The sequence below is a fragment of the Spirosoma terrae genome, from assembly GCF_010435915.1.
In the GTDB taxonomy this organism is placed as follows: Bacteria; Bacteroidota; Bacteroidia; order Cytophagales; family Spirosomataceae; genus Spirosoma; species Spirosoma terrae.
The window spans coordinates 167,856-191,578 of record NZ_JAAFZH010000009.1 but is presented as its reverse complement, the minus strand read 5'-3'; the positions used below and the strand labels follow the sequence as shown (position 1 = coordinate 191,578).

Genomic DNA, 23,723 nt, shown 5'->3' with positions numbered 1-23,723 from the left:
GTCTTAAAGATGGCTTTTCACTCTATTATGAACAACCCTTGTAGAAACGGTTGCGTCTCTACATTTTTAGGAAACTACACCCACCCGTTTTACGTTGTTCTTTAGAATAAGCCATCCCCAACGTGATTGACGAAAAAACATCGGACCGGAGCTCGGCACTTACCGATATTGACCTGACGGGCTACGACCAAATTGAAGTACTGGGCGCCCGCGAACACAACCTGAAAAATATTGATGTTACGATACCACGCAATAAGCTGGTGGTGGTAACTGGAATTAGTGGTAGCGGCAAATCGTCGCTGGCTTTCGATACAATCTACGCCGAAGGACAACGGCGATACATGGAAAGCTTTTCGGCCTATGCTCGTTCGTTTATCGGCGACATGGAACGGCCAGATGTCGATAAAATTAACGGCCTCAGTCCGGTGATTTCAATCGAGCAGAAGACAACGTCCAAAAACCCTCGGTCGACTGTCGGCACTACTACCGAAATCTACGACTTTTTGCGTCTACTCTACGCCCGCGCTGGCGAAGCATTTTCCTACGTAACAGGGCGCAAGATGGAGCGTCAGTCGCAGGACCAGATTATCGATACGATCCTGAATCAGTATGCCGGTCAGAAACTGACATTGCTGGCTCCCGTCATTAAAGGACGTAAAGGGCATTACCGCGAGCTGTTCGTGCAGATTGCCAAAATGGGCTACACGAAGGTTCGGGTCGATGGGGTCGTGCAGGACATTGCGCCCAAGATGCAGTTGGATCGCTACAAAATTCACGATGTTGAAATTGTTATCGATCGATTAGTCCCCAAACCCGACGATCGGTATCGACTGAGCCAGTCCGTGCAGACGGCCTTGAAACAAGGAAAAGGAGCCATGCAGATGCTGGATGGCGAGGGGCAACTGGTTTACTTCTCGCAAAACCTGATGGACCCTGAATCGGGAATCAGTTATGATGAGCCATCGCCCAACACGTTCTCTTTCAACTCGCCATACGGAGCCTGTCCGGTTTGTAATGGCCTAGGCGTCGTTGAAGAAATTACCGAAGAATCTGTCATTCCTGATAAATCAATAAGCATTAGCCGTGGCGCTATTGCGCCGTTGGGCGAATACCGTGAACTGTGGATTTTCAAGGAGATTGAAGCGATTCTGAAGAAATACAAACTCAATTTAACCTCGCCCGTCAATAAATTCCCCGACGATCTGCTTCATGCGCTTATGTATGGAACGGAAGACGATAATGCGAAATCGGCTGGCGGCAGCGACGGCAAAGAAGATCGCTATAGCTTCAAATTTGAGGGGATTGTCAATTTTCTCAAACGTCAGCAGGAAAATAGTAATGACAAAATTCAGGAGTGGCTAAAGGATTTTATGGTTGTTAAAACCTGTCCTGAATGCAACGGAGCCCGGCTGAAAAAAGAGTCGCTCTATTTTCGGATCGACACTAAGAACATCTCTGAGCTTGCCCGAATGGATATTTCGGAGCTGACAGCCTGGTTTGATAACGTAGAGAGTCGTTTGAGTGATCGGCAGAACGTAATAGCGAAAGAAATTCTCAAAGAAATTCGGAAACGTATTGGTTTTCTGCTCGATATCGGTCTTGATTATCTGACGTTGGACCGTCCGTTACGTACGCTTTCGGGTGGTGAAGCACAACGGATTCGGCTGGCTACGCAGATTGGTACGCAACTCGTTGGTGTACTTTACATTATGGACGAACCCAGCATTGGCCTGCACCAGCGCGACAACGTAAAACTGATCGATTCGCTGAAAAATCTGCGCGATCTGGGCAATACGGTCCTGGTTGTTGAACACGACAAAGACATGATGCTGGAATCGGACTTTATCCTTGATATTGGTCCGGGAGCTGGTCGGCATGGCGGTCAGGTGGTTGGTATCGGCACGCCCGAAGAATTCATACGTAACGGTAGTACAACGGCCGAATATCTGAGTGGTCGGCGAGCTATTGATGTACCGGCAGAACGACGTAAAGGCAGTGGCAAGTTTCTGATTATCAAGAACGCAACGGGCCATAACCTCAAGAACGTAACACTAAAGGTGCCGCTTGGTCGGATGGTGACAATTACGGGGGTATCGGGTAGTGGCAAATCGTCGTTGATTCACGAAACGTTATTCCCGATTCTGAACCGCTATTTCTATAAATCGAAGCGTGAACCACTGCCTTTCAAATCGGTGGAAGGCCTTGAGCATCTGGACAAAGTGATTGAAGTCGACCAGTCGCCTATTGGTCGGACTCCGCGTTCCAATCCAGCTACGTATACGGGCATGTTCTCGGAAATTCGGACTTTGTTTGCCGAACTACCCGAAGCAAAAATCCGGGGCTATAAACCGGGCCGGTTCTCGTTCAATGTGAAAGGCGGCCGTTGCGAAGACTGTGAAGGTGCGGGCATGAAGAAAATCGAGATGGAATTTCTGCCCGACGTACACGTTATGTGTGAAACCTGTAAAGGAAAACGGTTCAATCGGGAAACTCTGGAAGTTCGTTTCAAAGGAAAATCCATTGCCGACGTACTGGATATGACGGTTGAGCAGGCACTGGACTTCTTTGCCAGTCAGCCTAAAATACTTCGTAAAGTGCAGACCTTGAACGACGTAGGGCTGGGCTACATTACGCTCGGGCAGCATGCCACTACGTTGTCGGGGGGCGAAGCGCAGCGGGTGAAACTAGCGGAAGAGTTATCCAAGAAAGATACCGGAAAGACGCTCTACATTCTGGATGAGCCCACCACCGGCCTGCATTTTCAGGATATTGCTCACCTGCTCGACGTACTGAACAAACTGGCCGACAAAGGCAATACCGTATTGATTATCGAACATAATCTGGACGTAATAAAAGTGTCTGATTACTTAATCGATCTGGGGCCAGAGGGCGGAAATAAAGGCGGAACAATCATTGCCGAAGGAACGCCCGAAAAGGTAGCCGAGGTGAAGGGCAGTTATACCGGTAAATTTTTGAAAATGGAGCTGGAAGGCGCGCAGACGTAAAAAGATAGTATTTTCGTTGCTTGTAAAAACTGCGAAAACAACCTGTATGCGTAACCCTTTTTTTTATGTTCTGCTTCTTGTGCTAGTCGTTCTGGATGGCTGGCTGTTAGCACACCCCAATCTGATTGGTCAGGCTGGGGTGTTCTTTTTTGATTACGATTACATTGCTACGTTCCCTAAAGCACTCGGAACCGTAGCGTTAGTGGTGGGCATCGCACTAATCATTTCCTGGACGGGTAGCCGTTTAAGTCAGCCGGTTGCCATCGGCGTTCTGGTGGCGTTATTAGCGGCTTCGGCTTACTATCTATTTCAAAGCTTTACGCAGTACAATACAGGAGTTTATAAATTAACAGGGGCCGGATTCCGTGCGGGAGCCATTGTTTTGCCCGGCCTGCTTGTGCTGGTATTTGGCGAGGCTTTGCTCCGGCGTTTACGATCGTAATATTATCATTTTGACGATTACAAAGATTTCGACTAAAGGCACAGACAAGCCTCAGTTTATCTGTGCCAATTACCACTTCACCCATGAGAATTATCTACTTCCTCTTATGCCTGCTTCCTTTGTCGCTTTGCGCCCAAACAACGTACCTGCTTAAACCCGACCGCGTTTTTGATGGAGAGACCAGCCACGAAGGTTGGGTCGTTCGGGTAAAGGGAGATAAGATTGAAGCGGTTGGCGCTACGTCTTCGGTCTCATCGGCTGGTGCTGAGATCATCGAGTTAAAAGGCACTACGTTACTGCCTGGTTTAATTGAAGGCCATTCCCATTTATTCCTGCATCCATACAACGAAACACCCTGGGACGATCAGGTGTTGAAAGAAGCACGGTCACTTCGGACGGCTCGGGCAACCGTTCACGCCCAAAAAACGCTTCTGGCGGGTTTTACCACCGTTCGTGATCTGGGAACCGAAGGAGCTGATTATGATGATGTAGGGCTTAAACAAGCGATTAATCAGGGGATAATTCCGGGACCCCGGATGATGATCGTAACGCGGGCACTTATTGCGACCGGAAGTTATGCCCCAAAAGGGTTTAGCGCCGACATCGACGTACCGCAGGGAGCTGAAGAAGCTGACGGGCAGGATGCGCTGATCAAAGCAGTTCGGCGGCAGATCGGCAAGGGAGCCGACGCGATAAAAATCTACGCCGATTATCGGTGGGGCTTAATGGCCGAAGCTCGTCCAACTTACACCATCGATGAAATCAAACTCATTGTCGATGTAGCGAAAAGTAGTGGACGATCAGTTGTGGCCCATGCCAGCACGGCCGAGGGAATGCGACGGGCTATTCTGGGGGGCTGCGAAACGATTGAACACGGCGACGCGGGAACGCCCGAAATCTTTGCGTTGATGAAAAAAAATGGAACCGCCCTTTGCCCGACCCTGGCAGCGGGTGATGCCGTCAGTCAGTATCGTGGCTGGAAAAAAGGGCAGGAACCTGAACCGGCCCGGATTCGGGAAAAGCGCGTTACGTTCAAAAACGCGCTCAATGCAGGTGTGACGATTTGCGCGGGGGGCGACGTGGGGGTTTTTAGTCACGGCGATAACGCCCGCGAACTGACAATGATGGTTGACTACGGAATGACGCCAATAGACGTGCTACGTTCGGCTACGTCGATCAATGCCGATGTTTTTCATTTGGTCGATCGGGGACGTATCAAAGCAGAGTTGTTAGCTGATCTGGTCGTGGTAGAGGGCGATCCTACAAAAAATATCGCTGATTTGTCTCGGATTAGAGTAGTTATGAAGGGCGGAACCTTCTATAAACGGTAGCATTAAACTTATTGTGTATGCCTGCCGTTACATTTTAATACAAACGTAATGTGGCTTTTTTCACATAAATTCATTCGCCGTTTAGGTTTTTGGCTTAATTTCGCCGGACATGAACGTATCAGATGCTTGAAAAGCTGCTAATTCGTTATTTCTGAATACTCTACCCTGATTTTTTGTATGGCCAACACTGCTGAACTTTCTGTCGATGGTAAATCGTACGAATTTCCAATTTTTGAAGGAACGGAACACGAAAAAGCCTTCGACATTTCTAACCTCCGTGACCAAACCGGCTACGTTACTTTAGACCGGGGCTATAAAAACACCGGCGCTACCAAGAGTGCCATTACATTTTTAGATGGTGAGCAGGGTATTCTGCAATATCGTGGATACTCAATCGAAGAATTAGCTGCCAAAGCGTCTTTTCTGGAAGTAGCTTATCTGCTTATTTACGGTGAATTGCCGACTCAGGAACAATACGCAACCTTCGAAACGGCTATCCGTAGACACACGTTGGTCAACGAAGATATGCGGAAAATTTTCGATGGTTTTCCGGTTAGTGCTCACCCAATGAGCGTTTTGTCTTCATTAGTAAGTGCTATGAGTGCTTTCTATCCAGATGCTCAGGATGAGAAAGGCAGTGAAGATCGGCACATCATTCGGTTGATTGCTAAATTACCAACCATTGCTACGTGGTCTTACAAACGTTCATTAGGCCATCCAACCAACTACCCCAAAAATAATCTCGACTACATCTCGAACTTCCTGAACATGATGTTCGCGCTGCCAGTCGAAGAGTATAAAGTTGATCCGGTTGTTGCGGAAGCTCTGAACGTACTACTTATTCTGCACGCTGACCACGAACAAAACTGTTCTACATCGACGGTACGTCTTGTCGGTTCTTCGCAGGCTAATTTGTATTCTTCGATCTCAGCGGGTATCAGTGCTTTGTGGGGTCCACTACACGGTGGAGCAAACCAGGAAGTGATTGAAATGCTGGAAGCAATCAAGGCCGATGGTGGCGACGTGAGTAAGTACGTTGACATGGCGAAAAACGCTAAAACGACTGGTTTCCGTCTGTTTGGCTTTGGTCACCGTGTTTACAAAAACTTCGATCCGCGTGCCAAAATCATTAAAAAAGCGGCCGACGATGTTCTGAGCAAACTGGGCGTTAACGACCCCGTTCTGGAAATTGCTAAAGGTTTGGAAGAAGCGGCATTGAACGACGATTACTTCGTACAGCGCAAACTGTATCCAAACGTAGATTTCTATTCCGGTATCATCTACCGGGCTTTGGGTATTCCGACCAATATGTTTACGGTTATGTTTGCCATTGGCCGTTTGCCAGGCTGGATTGCTCAGTGGAAAGAAATGCGCGAAACAAAAGAGCCAATCGGCCGTCCCCGGCAGATTTATACAGGTGCAACGCTACGTGAGTTTGTCCCTATTGAAAAACGTTAAGCCAATTGTGCTTTCCGGAATAAGAAAAATCCCCAGTCGTACGGCTGGGGATTTTTATTGTTAGAAAGTCAAAAGCCCGATACCCAGCGCTCCGATGAAGAAAAGGACAGCCGTTATGCCATACATAAAGCTGAGCAGGAAAAACTTCAGGGTTGTTTTTCGCCAGGGCTGCTGATAAACCCGTTTTAGTGAGAACAGAAAATAAAGCCAGCAAACCAGGAATGTCCAGTTAAAAACTGTAGATGATGTCTTGGAAGAGGCAAAATAAGTAGCGGCAATTACTATAGAAAAGACCAGAAAGAGCACTGTGTGAATGTGGACGGAAAAAATCAGGTGCTCATAGTAAAAGCGGCCACGTCGATAATAGAACAAAAGCAGGAGAACGGCTACGAATGGCATCAGAACAAACATCACAACCGACACATTCTTAGTCATTACGTGCAATAACTGATGTCGGTTTTCACCCTTATTCAGATTCGCAAATTTGCCTTGTCGCTGGTAAAGTTTTCGGGTCAGCCAGTTGGGGCTTTCCCCTTCTGCCCGGATGATAGAGTCAAGTTCTGTTGCCGACATGTGACTTAGTCGCTCTTCGTAGGCCTCACGGCTTTCTCTATCGTTGAATTTTCGATTACCTATCGTCACTGGATCGACCGAAATGCGGGGGGGGTCGGGTAGGAGGGTGATTAGCTCACGGAGCCTGGACCGAGTTGAGTCCGTTTTCCTGATTTCGGCCTGATCTAAGAGTGAATCAAGTTGGTTAGCGTTGAGACTTTTGAGTTTCTGTGAAAGACGAGTGATGCTTTCGTCGCTAATTCCCGTTTTAAATTCAAATTCATCGGCAAAGCCTTTGAGCTGTCGGCTTTTAAGTAGGCTATCATTACCAATTAATCCGTCAAAATCGATACGTAACGTTTGATCGAGAAAGGCTTTGTCATCCATCCGATGATCGGCAAATTTACCGACTAGAAAGAAAAATATGACGCTGACAAATACGTACAGCCGGGCGGGCGGAACGTAGCGTACGCGTTTACCTTCCAGGAATTCGGCTGTCATTTTTCCGGGGCTGGTAAAAATAGCTTTTAGTGAATTCCAGAGCTTATTGTCGAAATGGGTTATGCTTTCAACAAACTCATACAGTATATGTCCCAGTGGGAGTTTTACTTCGTGGTTTTCCTGGCCACAGTTGGGGCAAAAATTGTCGTGTGGTCCCAGAGACGTAGCACAGTTGGGGCAAACGGTGAGTTTGTTGTGATGATCCGACATTTGTTGTGAGATTGGCAACTACAAAAATAGAAAAAGAGGTGGCTGAGAAAACTCAACCACCTCTTTCTGGCAAGATTTACAAAAACTTAATCGTCGAGCAGACCTTCATCGTCAGCTTCAGTGCCTTCCAGAACGGGATCGAGAAGGGCGTCCTGATCTTCAGCAATTTTGGCGCGAATCTTATGCTCCAGTTCGGCCATCAATTCAGGATTGTCGAGTAGTAATTCTTTCACGGCATCGCGGCCCTGTGCCAGACGGCTGGTGCCGTATGAGAACCAGGAACCAGACTTCTTAACGATGTCCATTTCAACAGCCAGGTCGAGCACTTCGCCTACTTTCGAAATACCCTGACCATACATGATGTCGAATTCAACGACTTTAAAGGGAGCCGCTAATTTGTTTTTCACGACTTTCACTTTGGTGCGGTTACCGATTACGTTATCCGCACCTTCCTTAATCTGACCGATACGGCGAATGTCGATACGTACCGATGCATAGAATTTCAAGGCGTTACCACCGGTTGTGGTTTCGGGGTTACCGAACATAACGCCAATTTTTTCCCGTAGCTGGTTGATGAAAATACAGCAGCAACCGGTTTTGTTGATAACGCCAGTCAGCTTCCGTAATGCCTGCGACATAAGGCGGGCCTGAAGGCCCATTTTGCTCTCACCCATTTCGCCTTCAATCTCGGCTTTTGGAACAAGGGCAGCAACGGAGTCGATGACGATAATGTCGATTGCGCCTGAGCTGATCAAATGCTCAGCAATTTCGAGCGCCTGTTCGCCATTGTCGGGTTGCGAGATAAGCAGATTCTTGGTATCTATTCCCAGCTTCTCGGCATAAACCCGATCAAAGGCGTGCTCAGCATCAATAAAAGCGGCTAAGCCACCGTTTTTCTGAGCTTCTGCGATACAATGCATCGTTAGGGTGGTTTTACCTGACGATTCCGGGCCATATATTTCAACAACACGACCGCGTGGTACACCGCCTGTACCGAGCGCTAAATCAAGTCCTAACGAGCCTGTAGAAATTACCGGAACGTCAACGACTTTGCTTTCGCTCAGGCGCATTACGGTGCCTTTCCCAAACGCTTTATCTAACTTTTCAATGGTGGTTTGAAGGGCCTTTAACTTACTGTCATTAGCAGATGCTGTGGCTTGCGCCGTATCTGATTTCGCCATGTTGGATGGTTGTTTTTAAACAGATAAAATTAACCAAAAAGGGCCGGATTACCAAACCGATTCGGGAAATAGTTGGACTGTTTTGCCGGATAAATAGCTCCTTTTTTTTTCGGCGTTTAAAGCGGCTTGTATGGCTAGTTTGACGGTTGGTTAAGAGTAGGTTTTGCGTTGGTTAGATAATTTCGAAAAGGAGTTAATTGGTTCTTTAAGAGGCTGATTACGCCTTTTCGGGCAGCCTCGTTTAATTCATTGGTTGCCGTTGGTGACAGATACCAGCCAAGCGGATATTGGTGGCCGGTCGATCGATCAAGGGCGAGATTGATATAGGAAAAACCCAGCTCATTGGATACGTCGGTGCTGTTGCGTTTAATAGTGTAAGCAACCAGTTGATCAAGGCTGATTCCCTGACGATCTGCGGCATTAAGAAAACCCGTTAGTGGCTCACTCAGAAAGCGAAATGTCGACTTGGCAACTGCCTGGTCGCTGGTCTGACCATTACGTAAGAAAAGCAGATAGAATCGTACTTTGTAGGCATTGGGATTTTTGCGGGTAATCTGTTGTAGACGTCGGATAATCTGAACGGCTGTCATGATTCCCGTATTCTCAACATAGCCGCCATCAATCAAATGGAAGGCTGGCTTACAATCCCGTTTCATATTGGGCAATTGACCTTCTGCTCGTCCGCCACTCGTCACAAACGGAAACCGGGCGCACAGGAAAGCTGCCGTTTTAAAAGGAATATCGTGCTGAGTGACACCGAATAGATCGACCGTATCGTAAAACGGATTTGTCTGCGATTGCTGATTCTGTAAGGAAGTGGGCGTATTGTCCAGAGTCAGCGGAGATAAAATCACTTTTTGGCCGGTTTCTGCCACTGATGAATTTAGGAATAGGAGGGGAAAACGAGTGCTGTCTCGTTCTGAATCGAAGCACTGCAAGAAAGACGTCGATAGAATGCGATGGACAGAATCAGTGCGTACAAGGTCCTGGATAATGTCGCTTGCTTTACTCGTATTGCTGGGAATCTGCTTAAATAGGGCATTTTCCCAGGCATCTTCGAGCCATCGGCTCCGATCTAAAGCAGTAAGAGGAACCGGAGAAAAGTTGTGAAATCCTCCCCGAAAAAGCATAGCCGCCATTACCGGAGAAATTAAATCGGAGGAAACAACCTGTCGGGTCAGATGACCGACGAGCGAATCTTCCGTTGGACCAGCCTTAGCGCGTCGGAGGGCAACGTACGTAGCAGCGCCAACTCCTCCGCCCGATACACCACTGATGCCAAAGACGTAGCGGCCGAAACCAGGCATAATGCTATCGAGCTGGTGCAAACAGGCGGTGGTCCATCCGGCCGCACGAATACCACCGCCTTCACTGGCAATAATAACGACGGGCATTGCAGCTGTATCGGCATGGCTTTTTCGCCACGGGTTGTTGTACCATTGGGAAAAATACGTATCGAATGATGGGCGGTTTGCTACGTATTTGTCACGTTCCGATGTTTGACGAATCGTGCTGTTATCATTAAACGTAGACGCTACAACTACATAAATAACCAGTCCCAGTGCAAGGGGATAAATCGGTAACCGGTTGAATTGGATAAGCAACGTGCCCAAGTAAGCAACGGCACACAGCCATAAGAATAAAATGGTGTGTAGGCCAATTGCCTGGGCTATAAACAGGCCAAGCTGGGTCGGTACAAACAGAATCAGCAAAAGGCTTAGTAGCCCCTGCCCGAACAGAATACTTTTGGGAGCAAGACGTACCAGCAGTGCATAATCTTTAGCTGGCGAACTAGGGATAAATAGTGCCAGGCTGGTTTCGTCCTGGGAGCGACTGTGGCCTTTGTAGAACAGGTATTGGATTAGGCTACCTACGGATAATAGCAGAATGATCAGTACCATAAACCGATACACGTAGAGAGGATTACTACGTTCGGTAGCCGGTAGGCCAAAATAGCTGGAAAGAAAGGCAATGAGCGTAATCAGGAAAGGTAGGGCTACAAACAGTAACGGGATAATTTGAATCAGTTGAAACTCCGATTTTCGGGCGCGTAAAGCGTCGCTAATGGCTTCGGTATCTTCGGAGTCGATGCCAACGGTTGGTTTCAGATACAGCAGGATTTTGCTGGTTACGTAGAGCATGGCACTCAAACATAACAGGCTGGCGAGTAGCCAGAAAATTGAGGGGAAGAGCTGCACAACTGAAGCACTAGACGATAATAGCAGAAAAAAGACCTCATCAAACTGTCCCAGATTGATAACAATGTGCATGAACAAAAGCAGATATACCAGAAATTGGATTCCTAATAAACTGGTCCACAAGGTAAGCAGCCACCAGAAACGTTTACGCTGCGGTTCATGGGGGGGAATCGGCTCCTGATTTTCCTTGTCAACTGCTTTTTGCTGGATAGTTTCCATGGTTTGCTGACCGTGCTGAGCATAAGTCCGCAGGCGTAGGCTATTGGCCTGAAAAGCGTGGTTGTATGTGGGTAAAAGCTCGAGAAAGGAATAAAGAATGCCGAGGGGATGGAGAGAAATATACCAGATAGCAGCAACAATAGGGACAAACTTGATGATAACGATAATTCGCCAGAACCACGATGGGGGAACAAACGTAACGCTTTCAATAAACCAACTGTTGATTACTACGTTTTCAATCAGATCAGCGGCCATACCGGCAAACACCAACATGGCCAGCAATTCACCCAATCGGCGCATCAGCTTTGAGGTTGCCCCTGGTTCAGGGCTTCCATCCAGCACAAAAAGCGAATTGTTAGCGAAAAAATAACACCACGTAATGAGAGTGCTCCCGTAGACAAAGACGAAAAAGTTGTCTATCAGCATCTCCAATTGAGCCAGTTGCCACTGATTGTTCGTCCACGAATAGATCGTGGGTAGGGGAGACTGGCCGCCCAACGCTAATGAATGGCTTAACGCATGGATGTGATAGTCGCCAAAAGGGGCTTCCAGAAACAGCAGTATCATTGAAACGACCAGCGATGCGAGTAGCAGGTACACTCGAACAGGAGCTAATCGTTGAGCAAGCTTTGCCAAGCCATTGATTGGTCTGGAATTATTCGATGGCTCAGGTAAATCCTGGGAAATGGTGGAAGTAGACATGGTTAATAAGTATGGAAAGGTGAGGAGTGAAAAGAGTAGGCATAAAGTTTGACAATCAGTAGATAAACCTCAATGTGATTTTAGGGAACGGTAGTCCATAAAAAAAGCGCAACACCCGATCGTTAGGTGTTGCGCTTTTGAGCTGATAAACAATATGTTATATCGTCGTGTCGGCGGTAGCTGGTGTTTGTTGCGGAGCTGATTGCTGCGGCACCGTTTGTTGGGGTTGCTGGCCACCCGGATAAGCGGGATTCGTGCCATAGGGAGATGGCGGAGGCCCAATAACTTCTACCGCTGTGATGTAGTATTTGGTTTCGCCGTTCCAGGGCAGTCTAAGAATTTTCTCTTCGTAATGAAGCGTTACGCGCTGTCCTGTTTTTACCGCGTCAGTAATCTGCTGTGCTACGGCATCATCTTTTACTGAAAAATCAAAATATTGAGGGGTTAACGAGCCCGTTTCGCCCGAAAAACCACCAACGTTTAAAACACCCTCATACGTCTTGAAAAGGTAGCCCCGACGGCTAAACTTAGAAACCGTTCCGGCCCGTTCGCCATCGCTGTAGCTCCAGCCCGTCAGGACGAATAAGACGCCAAAAACAACTAGTAGAAATAGCAGGAAGTACAAAATCCCTCGCATGGAATTGGTTAGTTAAGTTGCGGTATACCGTGCAAATAGACGAATTTTTTGAATATGTTCAGAAAACAGAACACCATCTCTTCAGAATTGTTTGTAAAACGCTTCAGGTAAGCCGTTGATAGCGGGCTTACGCGCTGATAAACTATTTGGCCCGAATAGCCACGACAGGATCTAGCCGGGAAGCCGAAAAAGCGGGAATGATACCAGAAATAATACCGATGATGCTCGATACGCCTAGCCCCAGCATAATATTACCCGCCGTTAAATGTAGCGTAAGAGTACCTAGTTTAATAAATGACAGCAGGTATACCAGGCTAATCCCCGCCAGCCCGCCAACCAGACTCAGTAAAATGGCTTCAAATAAAAACTGGAAGAGTATGAAGTAATTTTTGGCACCTAGCGATTTCTGAATGCCAATGATATTGGTACGTTCTTTCACGCTGACGAACATGATGTTGGCAATACCAAAACCACCAATCAGGATAGAAAACCCACCGATAACCCAACCCGCAACGGTTAAAACGCCAAAGATTCCACCAATGGCTTCGGCGGCTGCGTCGGGGCGATTAATCGCGAAATTGTCTTCCTGGGTTGGGCGAACACCACGCCGGGTACGCATCAGTCCCCGAATTTCACTTTCCAGTTCCAGCAGTCCTTCGTCACTTTCGTAGCCTTTGATGGCAATGTCGATACTGGGATTGATGGAATGAAACATCTTGGCAAACGAACCGTAGGGAATAAGGCATTTGATGTCGGGATTGCCGCCAAAATTGATTAGTCCCTGTCCCTTTTTTTCCTGAACGCCAATGACGGTAAAGTTCGATCCATTTATCTTGATCACTTTGCCGACAGGGTCTTCGTCGGGAAATAAGTTGTCGGCTACTTCGCCACCAATAACCGTTACGTTACGCGCCAGATTCATTTCCTGTTGCGTAAAGTAACGACCATTTACTGTCGGAACATCTGAGATTTTATTGTAATCGAACGTAGTGCCCTGAATCAGCGAGGCCATACTGTTGTTGTTACGTTTTACCGTAACCCGGCCTTTGAAATCCATAGCGACAACGGCAGCGGCATTCTCCAGTTTGTCGGACAAAAATCGATACTCTTTGTAGGTCGGTTCCGGGCGCTGAAAATATTTCCACCACTGGTAATCACCGCCAAAGGTCCAGGGCCATTTTTGAACGTACAGCACTTTGTCGCCTATAAACGACAGGCTATCTTTAACGCTACGTTCGAGCGAGTCGACCAACGTAAAAACCGCGATAATGGCAAAGATGCCAATCGTTACGCCTAATAATGAGAGGGTTGTGCGTAGCAGATTGGAACGTAGCGCCTGCCACGCAAAGCGAAAACTTTCTAAAACCTGACGAAGAAACTGCATGGATGAAGCACGCTGACTATGCCTGTTTGTTATCTGTTGCCAATGAAGTAGGACAAATTAAGAAATTTACGCGATTGATACCTATCCGTTTCGGATAAGTGTGTCTTTCTGAGGGATAAATGGTTGCGTTAGAACAGAGAAAATAGCGCTATGTAGTTGTACTAATCGATTTGTTGACAAATGGATGCTACACAGCTACTGTGATTTTCGTAGATTAGGGGTTTTATAATTACCTGGCCGGACGCTGTATGAAAAAAAGTATCATCTACCATTCTACATTAATTGCCTTTATGGTAGCCCTGGCTGCCTGTAAAACGCAGAAACCATCAACTACTGGGTCGAAAATTGAGCAGAGCCAGGGCGTTTACCAATATCGCGATGAAGATCCGACCGTTCAGCCGTTTTTCTCGGATCGTAAGGGTGTTATTGGACGTAATGGAATGGTAGCGTCGGCCCATCCGGAAGCATCGCAGGTTGGTTTAACTATTCTGAAAGCTGGCGGTAATGCGGTAGATGCTGCTGTTGCTGTTCAGTTTGCCCTGGCGGTGGTTTATCCGGGGGCGGGTAATATCGGTGGTGGTGGTTTTATGGTCTATCGCGATCGGGCGGGTAGTGCCTATACACTCGATTACCGGGAGAAAGCACCCGGACAGGCTACTCAAAATATGTATCTGGACTCTCTGGGAAATGTTCGGCAGGGGCTGAGCATCAGCGGACATCTGGCCAGCGGAGTTCCGGGTTCAGTGGATGGTATGGTAGAAGCGCATAAGCGATTTGGCAAGCTAGCCTGGGCCGAGGTGCTGCAACCAGCTGTGGATCTGGCTGCCAAAGGTTTTGCGCTTACCGAACGGGATGCGTTGGGTTTAAACCGAATCAAGACGGATTTAACAACCATCAATCCTGGTAAAGCCTATTTCCTGAAAAGTACATCGCCAACGGATACCACGACATGGAAGAAAGGCGATTTGCTGGTGCAGGCCGATTTAGCCAAAACATTGCAACGGATTCAGGCGCAGGGCCGGGCTGGGTTCTACGAAGGCGAAACGGCTCGTTTACTGGCCGAAGAAATGAAGCGTGGTAAGGGGTTAATCTCTGCAGAAGACCTGAAAAATTACCATTCTGTCTGGCGTCAGCCTCTTCAGGCGAACTATAAATCCTATAACGTAATAACTATGCCGCCAACCTCCAGCGGAGGGGTGGCGCTCATTCAGCTCATGCGCTTTACGGAACCATATCCGTTACGTAAATGGGGGTGGAATCGGGATTCTACAGTTCAGGTTATGATTGAAGCCGAGCGTCGTGTCTATGCCGACCGGGCCAAGTTTCTGGGCGATCCTGATTTTGTGAAAGTGCCCGTCGATACGCTGATCAATCCTAATTATCTGCGTACACGCTGGACCGATTTTTCATTTGCCAAAGCTACGGATAGCCGGGCCGTAAAAGGCGGTACAATTCCAGGCTATGAAAGTCTGGAAACAACCCACTTCTCGGTCGTCGATAAAGAAGGGAATGCCGTCAGTATTACCACAACGTTGAATGGAGGGTATGGTAGCCGTGTGGTGGTTGGTGGCGCTGGTTTTTTCCTGAACAACGAGATGGACGATTTCAGTATTAAACCGGGTGTGCCAAACATGTTTGGTTTGATTGGTAATCAGGCCAACGCCATTGCGCCCAACAAACGGATGCTATCGTCTATGACGCCAACCATTCTGGAAAAAGATGGCAAGTTGTTTATGGTGGTTGGCACGCCGGGTGGTTCAACGATTATTACGTCGGTTTATCAGACTATACTGAACGTAATAGAACATGGCATGAGCATGCAGGAAGCGGTTAATGCCCTGAAATTCCACCATCAGTGGTTGCCGGACAAAACGATATTTGAGAACGGAGCCTTTTCGGAACCAACTATTCAGGCGTTGCAAAGCCGGGGGTATATCCTCGAAAAACTGACCAATACGCTCGGCCGTATGGACTGTGTTCTGGTACGTCCCGACGGTTCTTATGAAGGAGCTTCTGACCCACGGGCCGATAATACGGCGCGGGGGTATTAGGTACCAAGCTTACTATATTGAACCACAAAGAACACCGAGACTGGTAATCAAAGCTCTCGGTGTTCTTTGTGGTTCAATACGTTTAAACGGACTCGCAAGGAGTTGAATTTTGCTAAACAACCGATTCCTGATCCGTGAATAACGGATGGGAAAAGGCATATGTTAGTCCAGTGCGTTTTTTAGTTGTTTAGCCTGATCCTTGTGCTTTTTGTCATCATCAAGTATTTTTCTGGCAAACGTTTTAGCATCATCGTTTGGCGCTAAATCGATTAGATCATCGGCCGCATCGATGGCTTTGTCGTTTAGGTCAACCATATTGCTCAGATACTGTAGATCAAACTCGGTACCAGCTTTCTGACTCGTTAGTTTTTCTTGGTAACTCTTACTTTTTTCCGAAAGCTCAGCCGGAAGTGTTACGTTCATCTGCTTGGCCAAAGCACGTAGCGTACGGTCGTCCTGCTGGTGGTCATTAATGGCCCGTTGCGAATAGGCTCGTACCTCCGGATTCGTCGCTTTTTGCAGAGCGATCTTGCTTAATTCGTACTCTGTGAGGCCGGAGTCGGACAATCGTACCATTAGTCGACTTACCTCTTTGGCGTCTTTTTTAGCGTCGTCGCTAACCGCAATGGCCTGTTTGTCGATACGTTCGTCGTTGATTCTGTCGGCTTTGTCGGTACTATCGTTACTAGAGCAACCTGCGGTAAGCAGCAGGCAGAACGATACAGAAAAAAATGTACTATGTTTCATGGTTACCCAAATTGAATTGTATAGTAAACCGCGCTTTACGACTACTTGTTTATCGTGTTGGTTTGGATATCACCGAATTTGTAGCAGCGTTAACCAGGCCTCTTTTACGTTGTTAGTGCTCAATAACTGTTTGGCCCGAAGGTGTAATAAATCCGGTAAGTATTGACAGCCATATTGTGCTTCATTGAACAACTCAGTCAATACGCCTGATTCTTTATACTGCTGGATCTCATCATCAGTCGGGAAGGCCGCAAAACTGCCCAGTTTACCCAGATCGTTACCCGACAAAATAGGACTGTTACGTATGGCGGTCGGAATTTGATCGATACCAATGCCTATCTTCGGGCGGGCCACTTCAAACAAAGCGTCACCGTGAGCACGGGCATACCAATCGCCACCCATACGGCCAACAAGATCAAGTTGCTGAGGATCAATCGCGCCAGCCTCATCGAGAATAAAATCGTTGATGTGGGCCATAACCACTTCGCAAATGATGAGGTGGCTGGCACCGGGTGGGTACGAAGAGTTATTGTCCGACTGTTGATACGTTGGAATAATTTGCCGGACAACGCATTCAAACGAAGCTGGTGATTCGCCAACGCGGGGTGGACGTACCAGCGTGGACGGAATAGCCATAAATCCAGCTTTCTCGAATTCATTGACTCCCCGCTCAAATTCAGCGCTGGCCAACGACATTTGCTCGACCATGGCGTAGTTGACGATGTTTATGACCAGTTCGCCTACTTCTTCCAGGTTTAGTAGGGTATGCTTTTTATGGCCATGCCGGTTTATGGTTGGAGCAACGATCAGTGTTGGCGGATTATAGCCAACAATATTGAAAAAACTGAATGGGCTGAGGTTAACCTGGCCCGCCGTATCGATGGTGCTGGCAAAAGCAATCGGGCGTGGACCTATGGTACCAATCATGTACCGATAGAATTCGTTCGGTTGTAAGTCGGCGGGATTAATGGTTTTAGTCATGTTGAGAAGTAAGCTTTTTCTGAAAGGGTAGTTTGACGAACAAATGTAAGCCTATTCCTACCCCACAAACTAATGGATCGCCAGCTACCAGACCTATTCCGGGAATAAAATAAGCATTTACCTTGTCTTCTTTGGGACCAATTAACAAGGCAGGTGTAAGCCGCCCCGACAAACGGAGCAGCAGGCTTTCTGATAAACGAAATTGGTGAGCTAAGCTACCTTCAAAGCCAATAATAGCTCGATTCCTTGCCGGAATGGGCGCTAGATAATCGCCAAATGTTGGGCCCTGGAATGTATAGTTACCGTCTTCATGAACGAACCCTATTAAGCTGTTCCAGCTTGCGGTAAAACCAACCTGCTTGCCAGGCTCAGTGCCAATCTTTACGTAATAGCCATACGTATTAAGCTTGACATTTCGGTAGATTACACCAGAATGACACTCGCCATAGCCTGCCATGAGCGATAAGTATCGTCCCGAAGCGTTGGGAATTTTTATGGTTGCTTCAGCCAGACGGAAAAGGGTACGATTGGGCGTAACCAGTAAAAGGGCTGGTTTTAGCACATCAATGCCAATCAGAATAGGTCGATCTGTTTGGGCAAAGCTTGATATAGAATATAAAGCAAATCCGACAACGAGTAAACAGTTCTTCATAAACGAATAGACAGGGAGATGCCACTTTTCCGGGATTCCTTCAGGAAAGCCCCATCCTGATTGGGCATATACCATACGTTCTGAATCTTACCTCTGGTTATCTGAACTTGTTGATCCGGCGATTTATCGGGCGGTTCTTTTACCGTTAATACGTAGCCACATCGCCTGTTACGATAAGCAAAATCGAGCGTATAAAATACGGTTAATGTATCCTTACGACCGTTTATCTGGAATACATAGCGGGTTTTATCCGCATTCAGGTTTATCGGTAGAATCCGCTGTTGGGCAGAATTTAAACCTGTTACGGAATAAGGCTGGCTGGGTAGCGGCTGTTGACTATCGAGTGTATAAAGCGTATCAATCGTAAACGGGTTGGCCTGGTAAATGATCAGGTCGAGAGCAGGTTCTCCATCGGGACCACACTCGTCGCAGCCAGCCAATAAAAAAGAAAGAATGGCGAGTACGATTAACAGCCTCATTTAGGAACAGTTTATGTCGATAGAAAGAGGCTAATCCGGAATCCTACTGACAGGCGGGTAGATAGCCGGTTGAATCGTTCCAGCAACTTCTCCCAAATCAACGCGGATGCCACGAGAAAATGCCCGGCCACGTAACGTAACGGTGTCGCCATCGTTTAGGAAAGTGCGCGTATCTCCGTTCTCAAGGTGGAGCGGGCGTGTGCCATTCCAGCTAAGTTCCAGCAACGAGCCATAGCTACCAGGCGTATTCCCCGAAATAGTCCCCGTTGCCAGTACATCGCCTACTTGCAGGTTGCAGCCACCCGCTGTGTGGTGAGTAATCATCTGGGCGAAACTCCAATATAAAAACCGGGCGTTCGACTGGCTAATCACAACCGGCTCCTGGCCAGGAATCGTCAGCATGACGTCGAGCTGTATGTCGAAGTAAGATGGTCTGGCGTGTTGCAGATACGGTAGCGGAATAGGTTCCTGTTCTGGACCTTCCAGGCGAAATGGTTCCAGGTCCTCAATGGGTAATACCCAGGCCGACAGACTCGACGCGAAGTTTTTGCCCAGAAAAGGGCCTAATGGCTGGTATTCCCATCGTTGGATATCCCGTGCCGACCAATCGTTGAACAGGGTAATACCAAAAATATACTCCTCAGCCTCATCGATACGTACGGGTTCGCCCAGTGAATTGCTTTTGCCGATAACCAGGCCCAGTTCCAGCTCAAAGTCAAGGGTCTGCGACGGCCCAAAAACGGGCTTGTTATCTATATCCAGGTATTGCCCATACGGCCGTCGAATTGGTGTTCCTGACACTATAATCGACGAAGCCCGGCCATGATAGGCTACGGGCAGATGTTTGTAGTTGGGCAGTAATGGATCGCCGTTGGGACGAAACATACGACCAACGTTTTCGGCATGATGAATGCCTGCGTAAAAGTCGGTGTAGTTGCCGATACGAATGGGTAAATGCAACTGAGCGCGTGATTCTTCGATAAAAACCTGATCGTGGATACCTTCGAACGAGTTGCTTTCAGCACTCAACAGCTCCCGTAATCGCTGCCGAATGCGTTGATGAACGGGTTTGCCCAACGCAATGAAATCGTTCAGAACGGGCTGAGCAAATACGGCAGGATCGATGCCCAGACCATTGAAATAACCTAACAGGCTAACGATTTCGAGGTCAAGAATAAATTGGCCGTGTTTTAGACCCACTCGGGGCGAGGCAATACCATAGCTGAAAATGCCGTACATAAGCAGGGAAAGTATACGCTAATCGCTGACGTTATTGTATATAGAATCCATGATCCGTACAAAATGTTGGTAATCTTCTTCGCTGAGTTCACCCCAGCCTTTGCGTCGCATCGCCGACACAATGGGTAAGACTTCCTGATGTTTGGCTTCTCCGGCTTCGGTCAGATAAACCAGAAACTTTCGCCGGTCATTATCAGCCATGCGCCGTTCGGTTAATCCTTTTTGCGACAGCAGGTCGATAATTCGCGTAACGGTTGGCGCGTCTTTAGTGGTTAGTTCTGAGATCGTATTCTGGCTTATACCCGGATTTCGATACAGGTGATCGATGATAACCCATTGATCGACAGTCAAGCCAAAGCCCGCATCATTAAACTGTTTCTGAAGCGCGTTACGTATTTTCTTGATCGTTGTATCAATTTTAAAAAAATAGGCCCGTGTATCTGAGGGGTGCGTCATTATACAAAAAGTCAGACATTGTCGTACGATTCAATGCGTTAGATTGCACTATAATAGACTTAAGCGCAGTCAGCAGCACGAATCTGTTTACGACAAAAATAGTCAACTAACTAACAGTCCTTCTAAAGTGGCCTCAATTTCCGGTACTGAATGGTAAAGCTGATCGTATGACTGAATTACAAAATACTGTTCCTGATAATGATCGATGATATAGGGCGTTCGCAACAACGTATCGACCTGATAGGGCAGGCGTCGGGGTTGGTCGCTATACAAACTGTATGTTGTTTCACCCACTGACGATAGAATACCACCGCCGTATATGCGAAGCCCATCATTCTCCTCAATAAGACCAAATTCGACCGTGTACCAGTATAATCGCGAAATCATATCAATCGCTTCTTCATGATCGACAAAGCGGAGAGCGATCTGGCTGAGTGCGGCCAGAAAGTCACAGAATGCCTGATTGGAGAGCATCGGAACATGCCCGAACGTATCGTGAAACATGTCGGGCTCGGGTAAGTAATCCAACTGATCGCGTCGGCGGAGCCAGGTCGTGGCCGGGAAATGTCGATTCGCCATCAACTCAAAAAACGTTCGGTTCGGAATAAGTCCGTCAACGGCCGATACTCGCCAGCCAGTTAACTGGGTTAGGCGTGGATTCAGGTCCAGCTCAAAATCCGGGATGCGGTCGGCCCGAAAGCCCGTGGCCTTAATGCCATCCAGATAGGCCTGACTGGCTTTTCCGGGCAACTGCGCCATTTGTCGCTCAACTAATAGTTTCCATACGGCCTGATCGTCAGCCGTATAGTTAGCATATGTCTGGGTCATGGCTGAATGGTGACTGTTTAATGAGTGACTGTTGAGTGATAGAATGAGTGAATGTAGAACTAAGTGAAGCGTAAGCCTATTCACCTATTCACTCATTCTATCATTCAACATTAATTATAACGTACCTCTGAGTTCCTGCTCTCGTTCGATGGCTTCGAAGAGCGCTTTGAAGTTGCCTTTGCCGAACGACTTAGCGCCTTTGCGCTGGATGATCTCGAAAAAGAGTGTAGGGCGGGGGCAAACCGGTTTCGTGAAAATCTGGAGCAGGTAACCCTCGTCGTCGCGATCAACTAAAATTCCAAGCGGTCGTAGTCGGGAAATCTCCTCATCGATGGGACCAACGCGTTCAGCCAGGTCGTCGTAGTACGTATCGGGCACGGTCAGGAATTCGACACCCCGGCTACGTAACGTCATAACGGTGTCGATAATATTGTCGGTTGCTACAGCAATGTGCTGGATACCAGGCCCGCCGTAAAAGTCCAGATATTCTTCAATCTGCGATTTTTTCTTGCCTTCGGCTGGCTCATTAATCGGGAATTTGACGCGCCCGTTGCCGTTACTCATAACCTTACTCATCAGAGCCGTATATTCCGTTGAGATATCTTTATCATCAAACGAAACGAGCTGCTGAAAGCCCATTACGTCATGATAAAAGCTCATCCAGACGTTCATTTCGTGCCAGCCTACATTGCCAACCATGTGATCGACGTATTGTAGTCCTGCTTCCTTTGGTCGATAATCGGGGTTCCAGGGTACATAACCCGGAAGAAATACGCCCTCGTACGTGCTACGTTCGACAAAGATGTGCACAGTATCACCATAGGTATGAATGCCGGAACGCACCACGTAGCCATAGTCATCCTGTTCGCGCGTTGGGTTCAGGTAAGCCTGCGCACCCCGGTTAACTGTTTCAGTAAAGGAACGGGCGGCATCATTGACCCATAAGGCCACCACCCGAACACCATCGCCGTGCTGGTCGATGTGACGACCGATGGCAGTATCGCCATGTAAGGGAGAGGTAAGGACAAGCCGGATTTTTCCCTGCTGCACTACGTATGATTCCCGATCTTTTAGTCCGGTTTCCAGCCCCGCATGAGCCAGTGGCTGAAAACCAAAGGCCGTCTGGTAATAATGGGCGGCCTGGCGGGCGTTACTGACGTAGAGTTCAATATAGTCGGTACCGTTCAATGGCAGAAAATCTGCGTTTTCGACGGAGTAGGTTTGTGGGTCGAGAATATCGATTGCTTCCATGATTATTTGTTGATGCTGAAGAGGTGAACGATCGTGTTTTTAGGATGGGTCCAGCCAGGATTTATAATACGTACCGTCGTCGATTTGGAGCGCTTGCTCGGTCAGCATCAGCGGTCGGAACGTATCAACCATAACCGCATACTCCTGGGTTTCTTTCTTGCCGATGCTACGTTCCATAGCGCCAGGTGCCGGTCCATGCGGAATGCCGCCCGGATGGAGGGTAATATGGCCCTGCGCGATGTCGTTACGCGACATAAAATCACCATCGACGTAATAAATGACTTCGTCGGAGTCGATATTGGAGTGATTATAAGGAGCGGGAATCGCTTTTGGATGGTAATCGAACAGCCGGGGCACGAACGAACAAACGACAAATGAATCCGTCTGAAACGTCTGATGGACTGGTGGTGGTTGATGGACCCGACCCGTGATCGGTTCAAAGTTAAACATGGAAAATCCGTACGGATAGTTATAACCATCCCAGCCAACCACGTCGAATGGATGACTGGCGAACACCAGCGAATGAAGCGCACCCTGTTTTTTAATCTTGATCAGAAAGTCGCCCGTTTCGTCGTGGGTTTCGAGATCGGTTGGGCGAACAAAGTCTCGTTCGCAATAGGGCGAATGTTCAAGTAATTGACCGAACTGATTTCGATAGCGTTTAGGCGTATAGATTGGCGAATGTGATTCGACATACAGAAGGCGATTATCGGCCGTGTCGAAATTAATCTGGTAAATCGTGCCGCGCGGAATAACCAGATAGTCGCCATACTGGAAAGGGATCGTGCCGAACAGGGTACGTAGCTTTCCGGATCCCCGATGGATAAACAGCAACTCATCCGAATCTGCATTTTTGTAAAAATAATCGGTCAACGATTGTTGGGGTGCCGCCAGTCCAAAAATCAAGTCTTTGTTGACTAATAATGGCACTCGACTCTCGAGATAGTCGTTGGTTGGCTGAACCGAGAAACCAATCAGTTTTCGGGAAAGTATGTTTTTCTCGACGGCTACCTTAGGTGTTACGTCGACGCTCTCCAGTACATCTCGTACCATAGTTGGCCGGTGTATGTGGTAGAGTAGGGAAGACATGCCATCGAAGCCAATTGTTCCGAACAACTGCTCATAATAAAGCCCGCCTGAACCATCCGTTTTTTCGAACTGCGTATGGCGCTTTTGAGGGATCTTACCGAGTGTATGATAGAATGGCATAGCATTTTTA

The 23,723-nt window shown here is 47.8% G+C and carries 19 protein-coding genes; 5 read left to right on the top strand and 14 right to left on the bottom strand.

Features of this window, described 5'->3' with window-relative positions; genetic code table 11:
• Positions 1 to 125 precede the first annotated feature (125 nt).
• From uvrA to GK108_RS19450, 4 genes are all read left to right on the top strand, one after another.
• Positions 126 to 3,005, top strand: a complete 2,880-nt coding sequence (gene uvrA / locus GK108_RS19465) for an excinuclease ABC subunit UvrA (RefSeq protein ID WP_394366283.1) — start codon at positions 126 to 128, stop codon at positions 3,003 to 3,005.
• Positions 3,006 to 3,051: 46 nt separating this feature from the next.
• Positions 3,052 to 3,447 (top strand): hypothetical protein, encoded by a 396-nt coding sequence (locus GK108_RS19460; RefSeq protein WP_163952158.1) that lies wholly within the window; start codon positions 3,052 to 3,054, stop codon positions 3,445 to 3,447.
• An 83-nt stretch (positions 3,448 to 3,530) separates the two neighbouring features.
• Positions 3,531 to 4,778, top strand: a complete 1,248-nt coding sequence (locus GK108_RS19455; RefSeq protein WP_163952156.1) for a metal-dependent hydrolase family protein — start codon at positions 3,531 to 3,533, stop codon at positions 4,776 to 4,778.
• 177 nt (positions 4,779 to 4,955) lie between these two features.
• Complete coding sequence (locus tag GK108_RS19450) at positions 4,956 to 6,236, top strand: citrate synthase (RefSeq protein WP_163952154.1); 1,281 nt, start codon at positions 4,956 to 4,958, stop codon at positions 6,234 to 6,236.
• A gap of 60 nt (positions 6,237 to 6,296) precedes the next feature.
• Here GK108_RS19450 and GK108_RS19445 read toward each other — a convergent pair whose 3' ends face one another.
• The 5 genes from GK108_RS19445 to GK108_RS19425 form a co-directional block, all read right to left on the bottom strand.
• Positions 6,297 to 7,499, bottom strand: coding sequence for a DUF3667 domain-containing protein (locus GK108_RS19445; protein ID WP_163952152.1), 1,203 nt, complete (start codon positions 7,497 to 7,499; stop codon positions 6,297 to 6,299).
• An 86-nt stretch (positions 7,500 to 7,585) separates the two neighbouring features.
• Positions 7,586 to 8,680, bottom strand: a complete 1,095-nt coding sequence (recA, locus tag GK108_RS19440; protein ID WP_163952150.1) for a recombinase RecA — start codon at positions 8,678 to 8,680, stop codon at positions 7,586 to 7,588.
• A gap of 134 nt (positions 8,681 to 8,814) precedes the next feature.
• The gene (locus GK108_RS19435; RefSeq protein ID WP_163952148.1) at positions 8,815 to 11,799 is read right to left on the bottom strand and encodes a patatin-like phospholipase family protein; all 2,985 of its coding nucleotides are present in this window, start codon (positions 11,797 to 11,799) and stop codon (positions 8,815 to 8,817) included.
• Between the two features lie 157 nt (positions 11,800 to 11,956).
• Entirely contained in the window at positions 11,957 to 12,436 is a 480-nt protein-coding gene (locus tag GK108_RS19430) for a hypothetical protein (protein WP_163952146.1), read from the bottom strand.
• Between the two features lie 142 nt (positions 12,437 to 12,578).
• Positions 12,579 to 13,820 (bottom strand): ABC transporter permease, encoded by a 1,242-nt coding sequence (locus tag GK108_RS19425; protein ID WP_163952144.1) that lies wholly within the window; start codon positions 13,818 to 13,820, stop codon positions 12,579 to 12,581.
• 248 nt (positions 13,821 to 14,068) lie between these two features.
• On the opposite strand from GK108_RS19425, the gene ggt reads away from it, so the two are divergent.
• The gene (ggt, locus tag GK108_RS19420; RefSeq protein ID WP_163952142.1) at positions 14,069 to 15,871 is read left to right on the top strand and encodes a gamma-glutamyltransferase; all 1,803 of its coding nucleotides are present in this window, start codon (positions 14,069 to 14,071) and stop codon (positions 15,869 to 15,871) included.
• Between the two features lie 162 nt (positions 15,872 to 16,033).
• On the opposite strand, the gene GK108_RS19415 is transcribed toward ggt, so the two are convergent.
• The 9 genes from GK108_RS19415 to GK108_RS19375 all read right to left on the bottom strand — a co-directional run bounded on the left by GK108_RS19415 (position 16,034) and on the right by GK108_RS19375 (position 23,713).
• Positions 16,034 to 16,618, bottom strand: coding sequence for a DUF4142 domain-containing protein (locus tag GK108_RS19415; RefSeq protein ID WP_163952140.1), 585 nt, complete (start codon positions 16,616 to 16,618; stop codon positions 16,034 to 16,036).
• A 69-nt stretch (positions 16,619 to 16,687) separates the two neighbouring features.
• Positions 16,688 to 17,599: a flavin reductase family protein gene (locus GK108_RS19410; RefSeq protein ID WP_163952137.1), complete on the bottom strand. Its 912-nt coding sequence runs from the start codon at positions 17,597 to 17,599 to the stop codon at positions 16,688 to 16,690.
• Positions 17,592 to 18,251, bottom strand: a complete 660-nt coding sequence (locus tag GK108_RS19405; RefSeq protein ID WP_163952136.1) for a hypothetical protein — start codon at positions 18,249 to 18,251, stop codon at positions 17,592 to 17,594. The genes GK108_RS19410 and GK108_RS19405 overlap by 8 nt, the downstream gene beginning before the upstream one ends.
• Positions 18,248 to 18,730: a hypothetical protein gene (locus tag GK108_RS19400; RefSeq protein ID WP_163952134.1), complete on the bottom strand. Its 483-nt coding sequence runs from the start codon at positions 18,728 to 18,730 to the stop codon at positions 18,248 to 18,250. The genes GK108_RS19405 and GK108_RS19400 overlap by 4 nt, the downstream gene beginning before the upstream one ends.
• A gap of 30 nt (positions 18,731 to 18,760) precedes the next feature.
• On the bottom strand, positions 18,761 to 19,969 hold the full coding sequence (fahA, locus tag GK108_RS19395; RefSeq protein ID WP_163952132.1) for a fumarylacetoacetase: 1,209 nt from the start codon (positions 19,967 to 19,969) through the stop codon (positions 18,761 to 18,763).
• Between the two features lie 18 nt (positions 19,970 to 19,987).
• The gene (locus GK108_RS19390; protein WP_163952130.1) at positions 19,988 to 20,425 is read right to left on the bottom strand and encodes a MarR family winged helix-turn-helix transcriptional regulator; all 438 of its coding nucleotides are present in this window, start codon (positions 20,423 to 20,425) and stop codon (positions 19,988 to 19,990) included.
• A 102-nt stretch (positions 20,426 to 20,527) separates the two neighbouring features.
• Entirely contained in the window at positions 20,528 to 21,253 is a 726-nt protein-coding gene (gene phhA, locus GK108_RS19385; protein ID WP_163952128.1) for a phenylalanine 4-monooxygenase, read from the bottom strand.
• A 114-nt stretch (positions 21,254 to 21,367) separates the two neighbouring features.
• Positions 21,368 to 22,504 carry a 4-hydroxyphenylpyruvate dioxygenase gene (gene hppD / locus GK108_RS19380; protein ID WP_163952126.1) on the bottom strand — a complete coding sequence of 379 codons (1,137 nt, stop codon included), beginning with the start codon at positions 22,502 to 22,504 and terminating at the stop codon, positions 21,368 to 21,370.
• Positions 22,505 to 22,543: 39 nt separating this feature from the next.
• Positions 22,544 to 23,713, bottom strand: a complete 1,170-nt coding sequence (locus GK108_RS19375; protein WP_163952124.1) for a homogentisate 1,2-dioxygenase — start codon at positions 23,711 to 23,713, stop codon at positions 22,544 to 22,546.
• Positions 23,714 to 23,723: the final 10 nt, after the last annotated feature.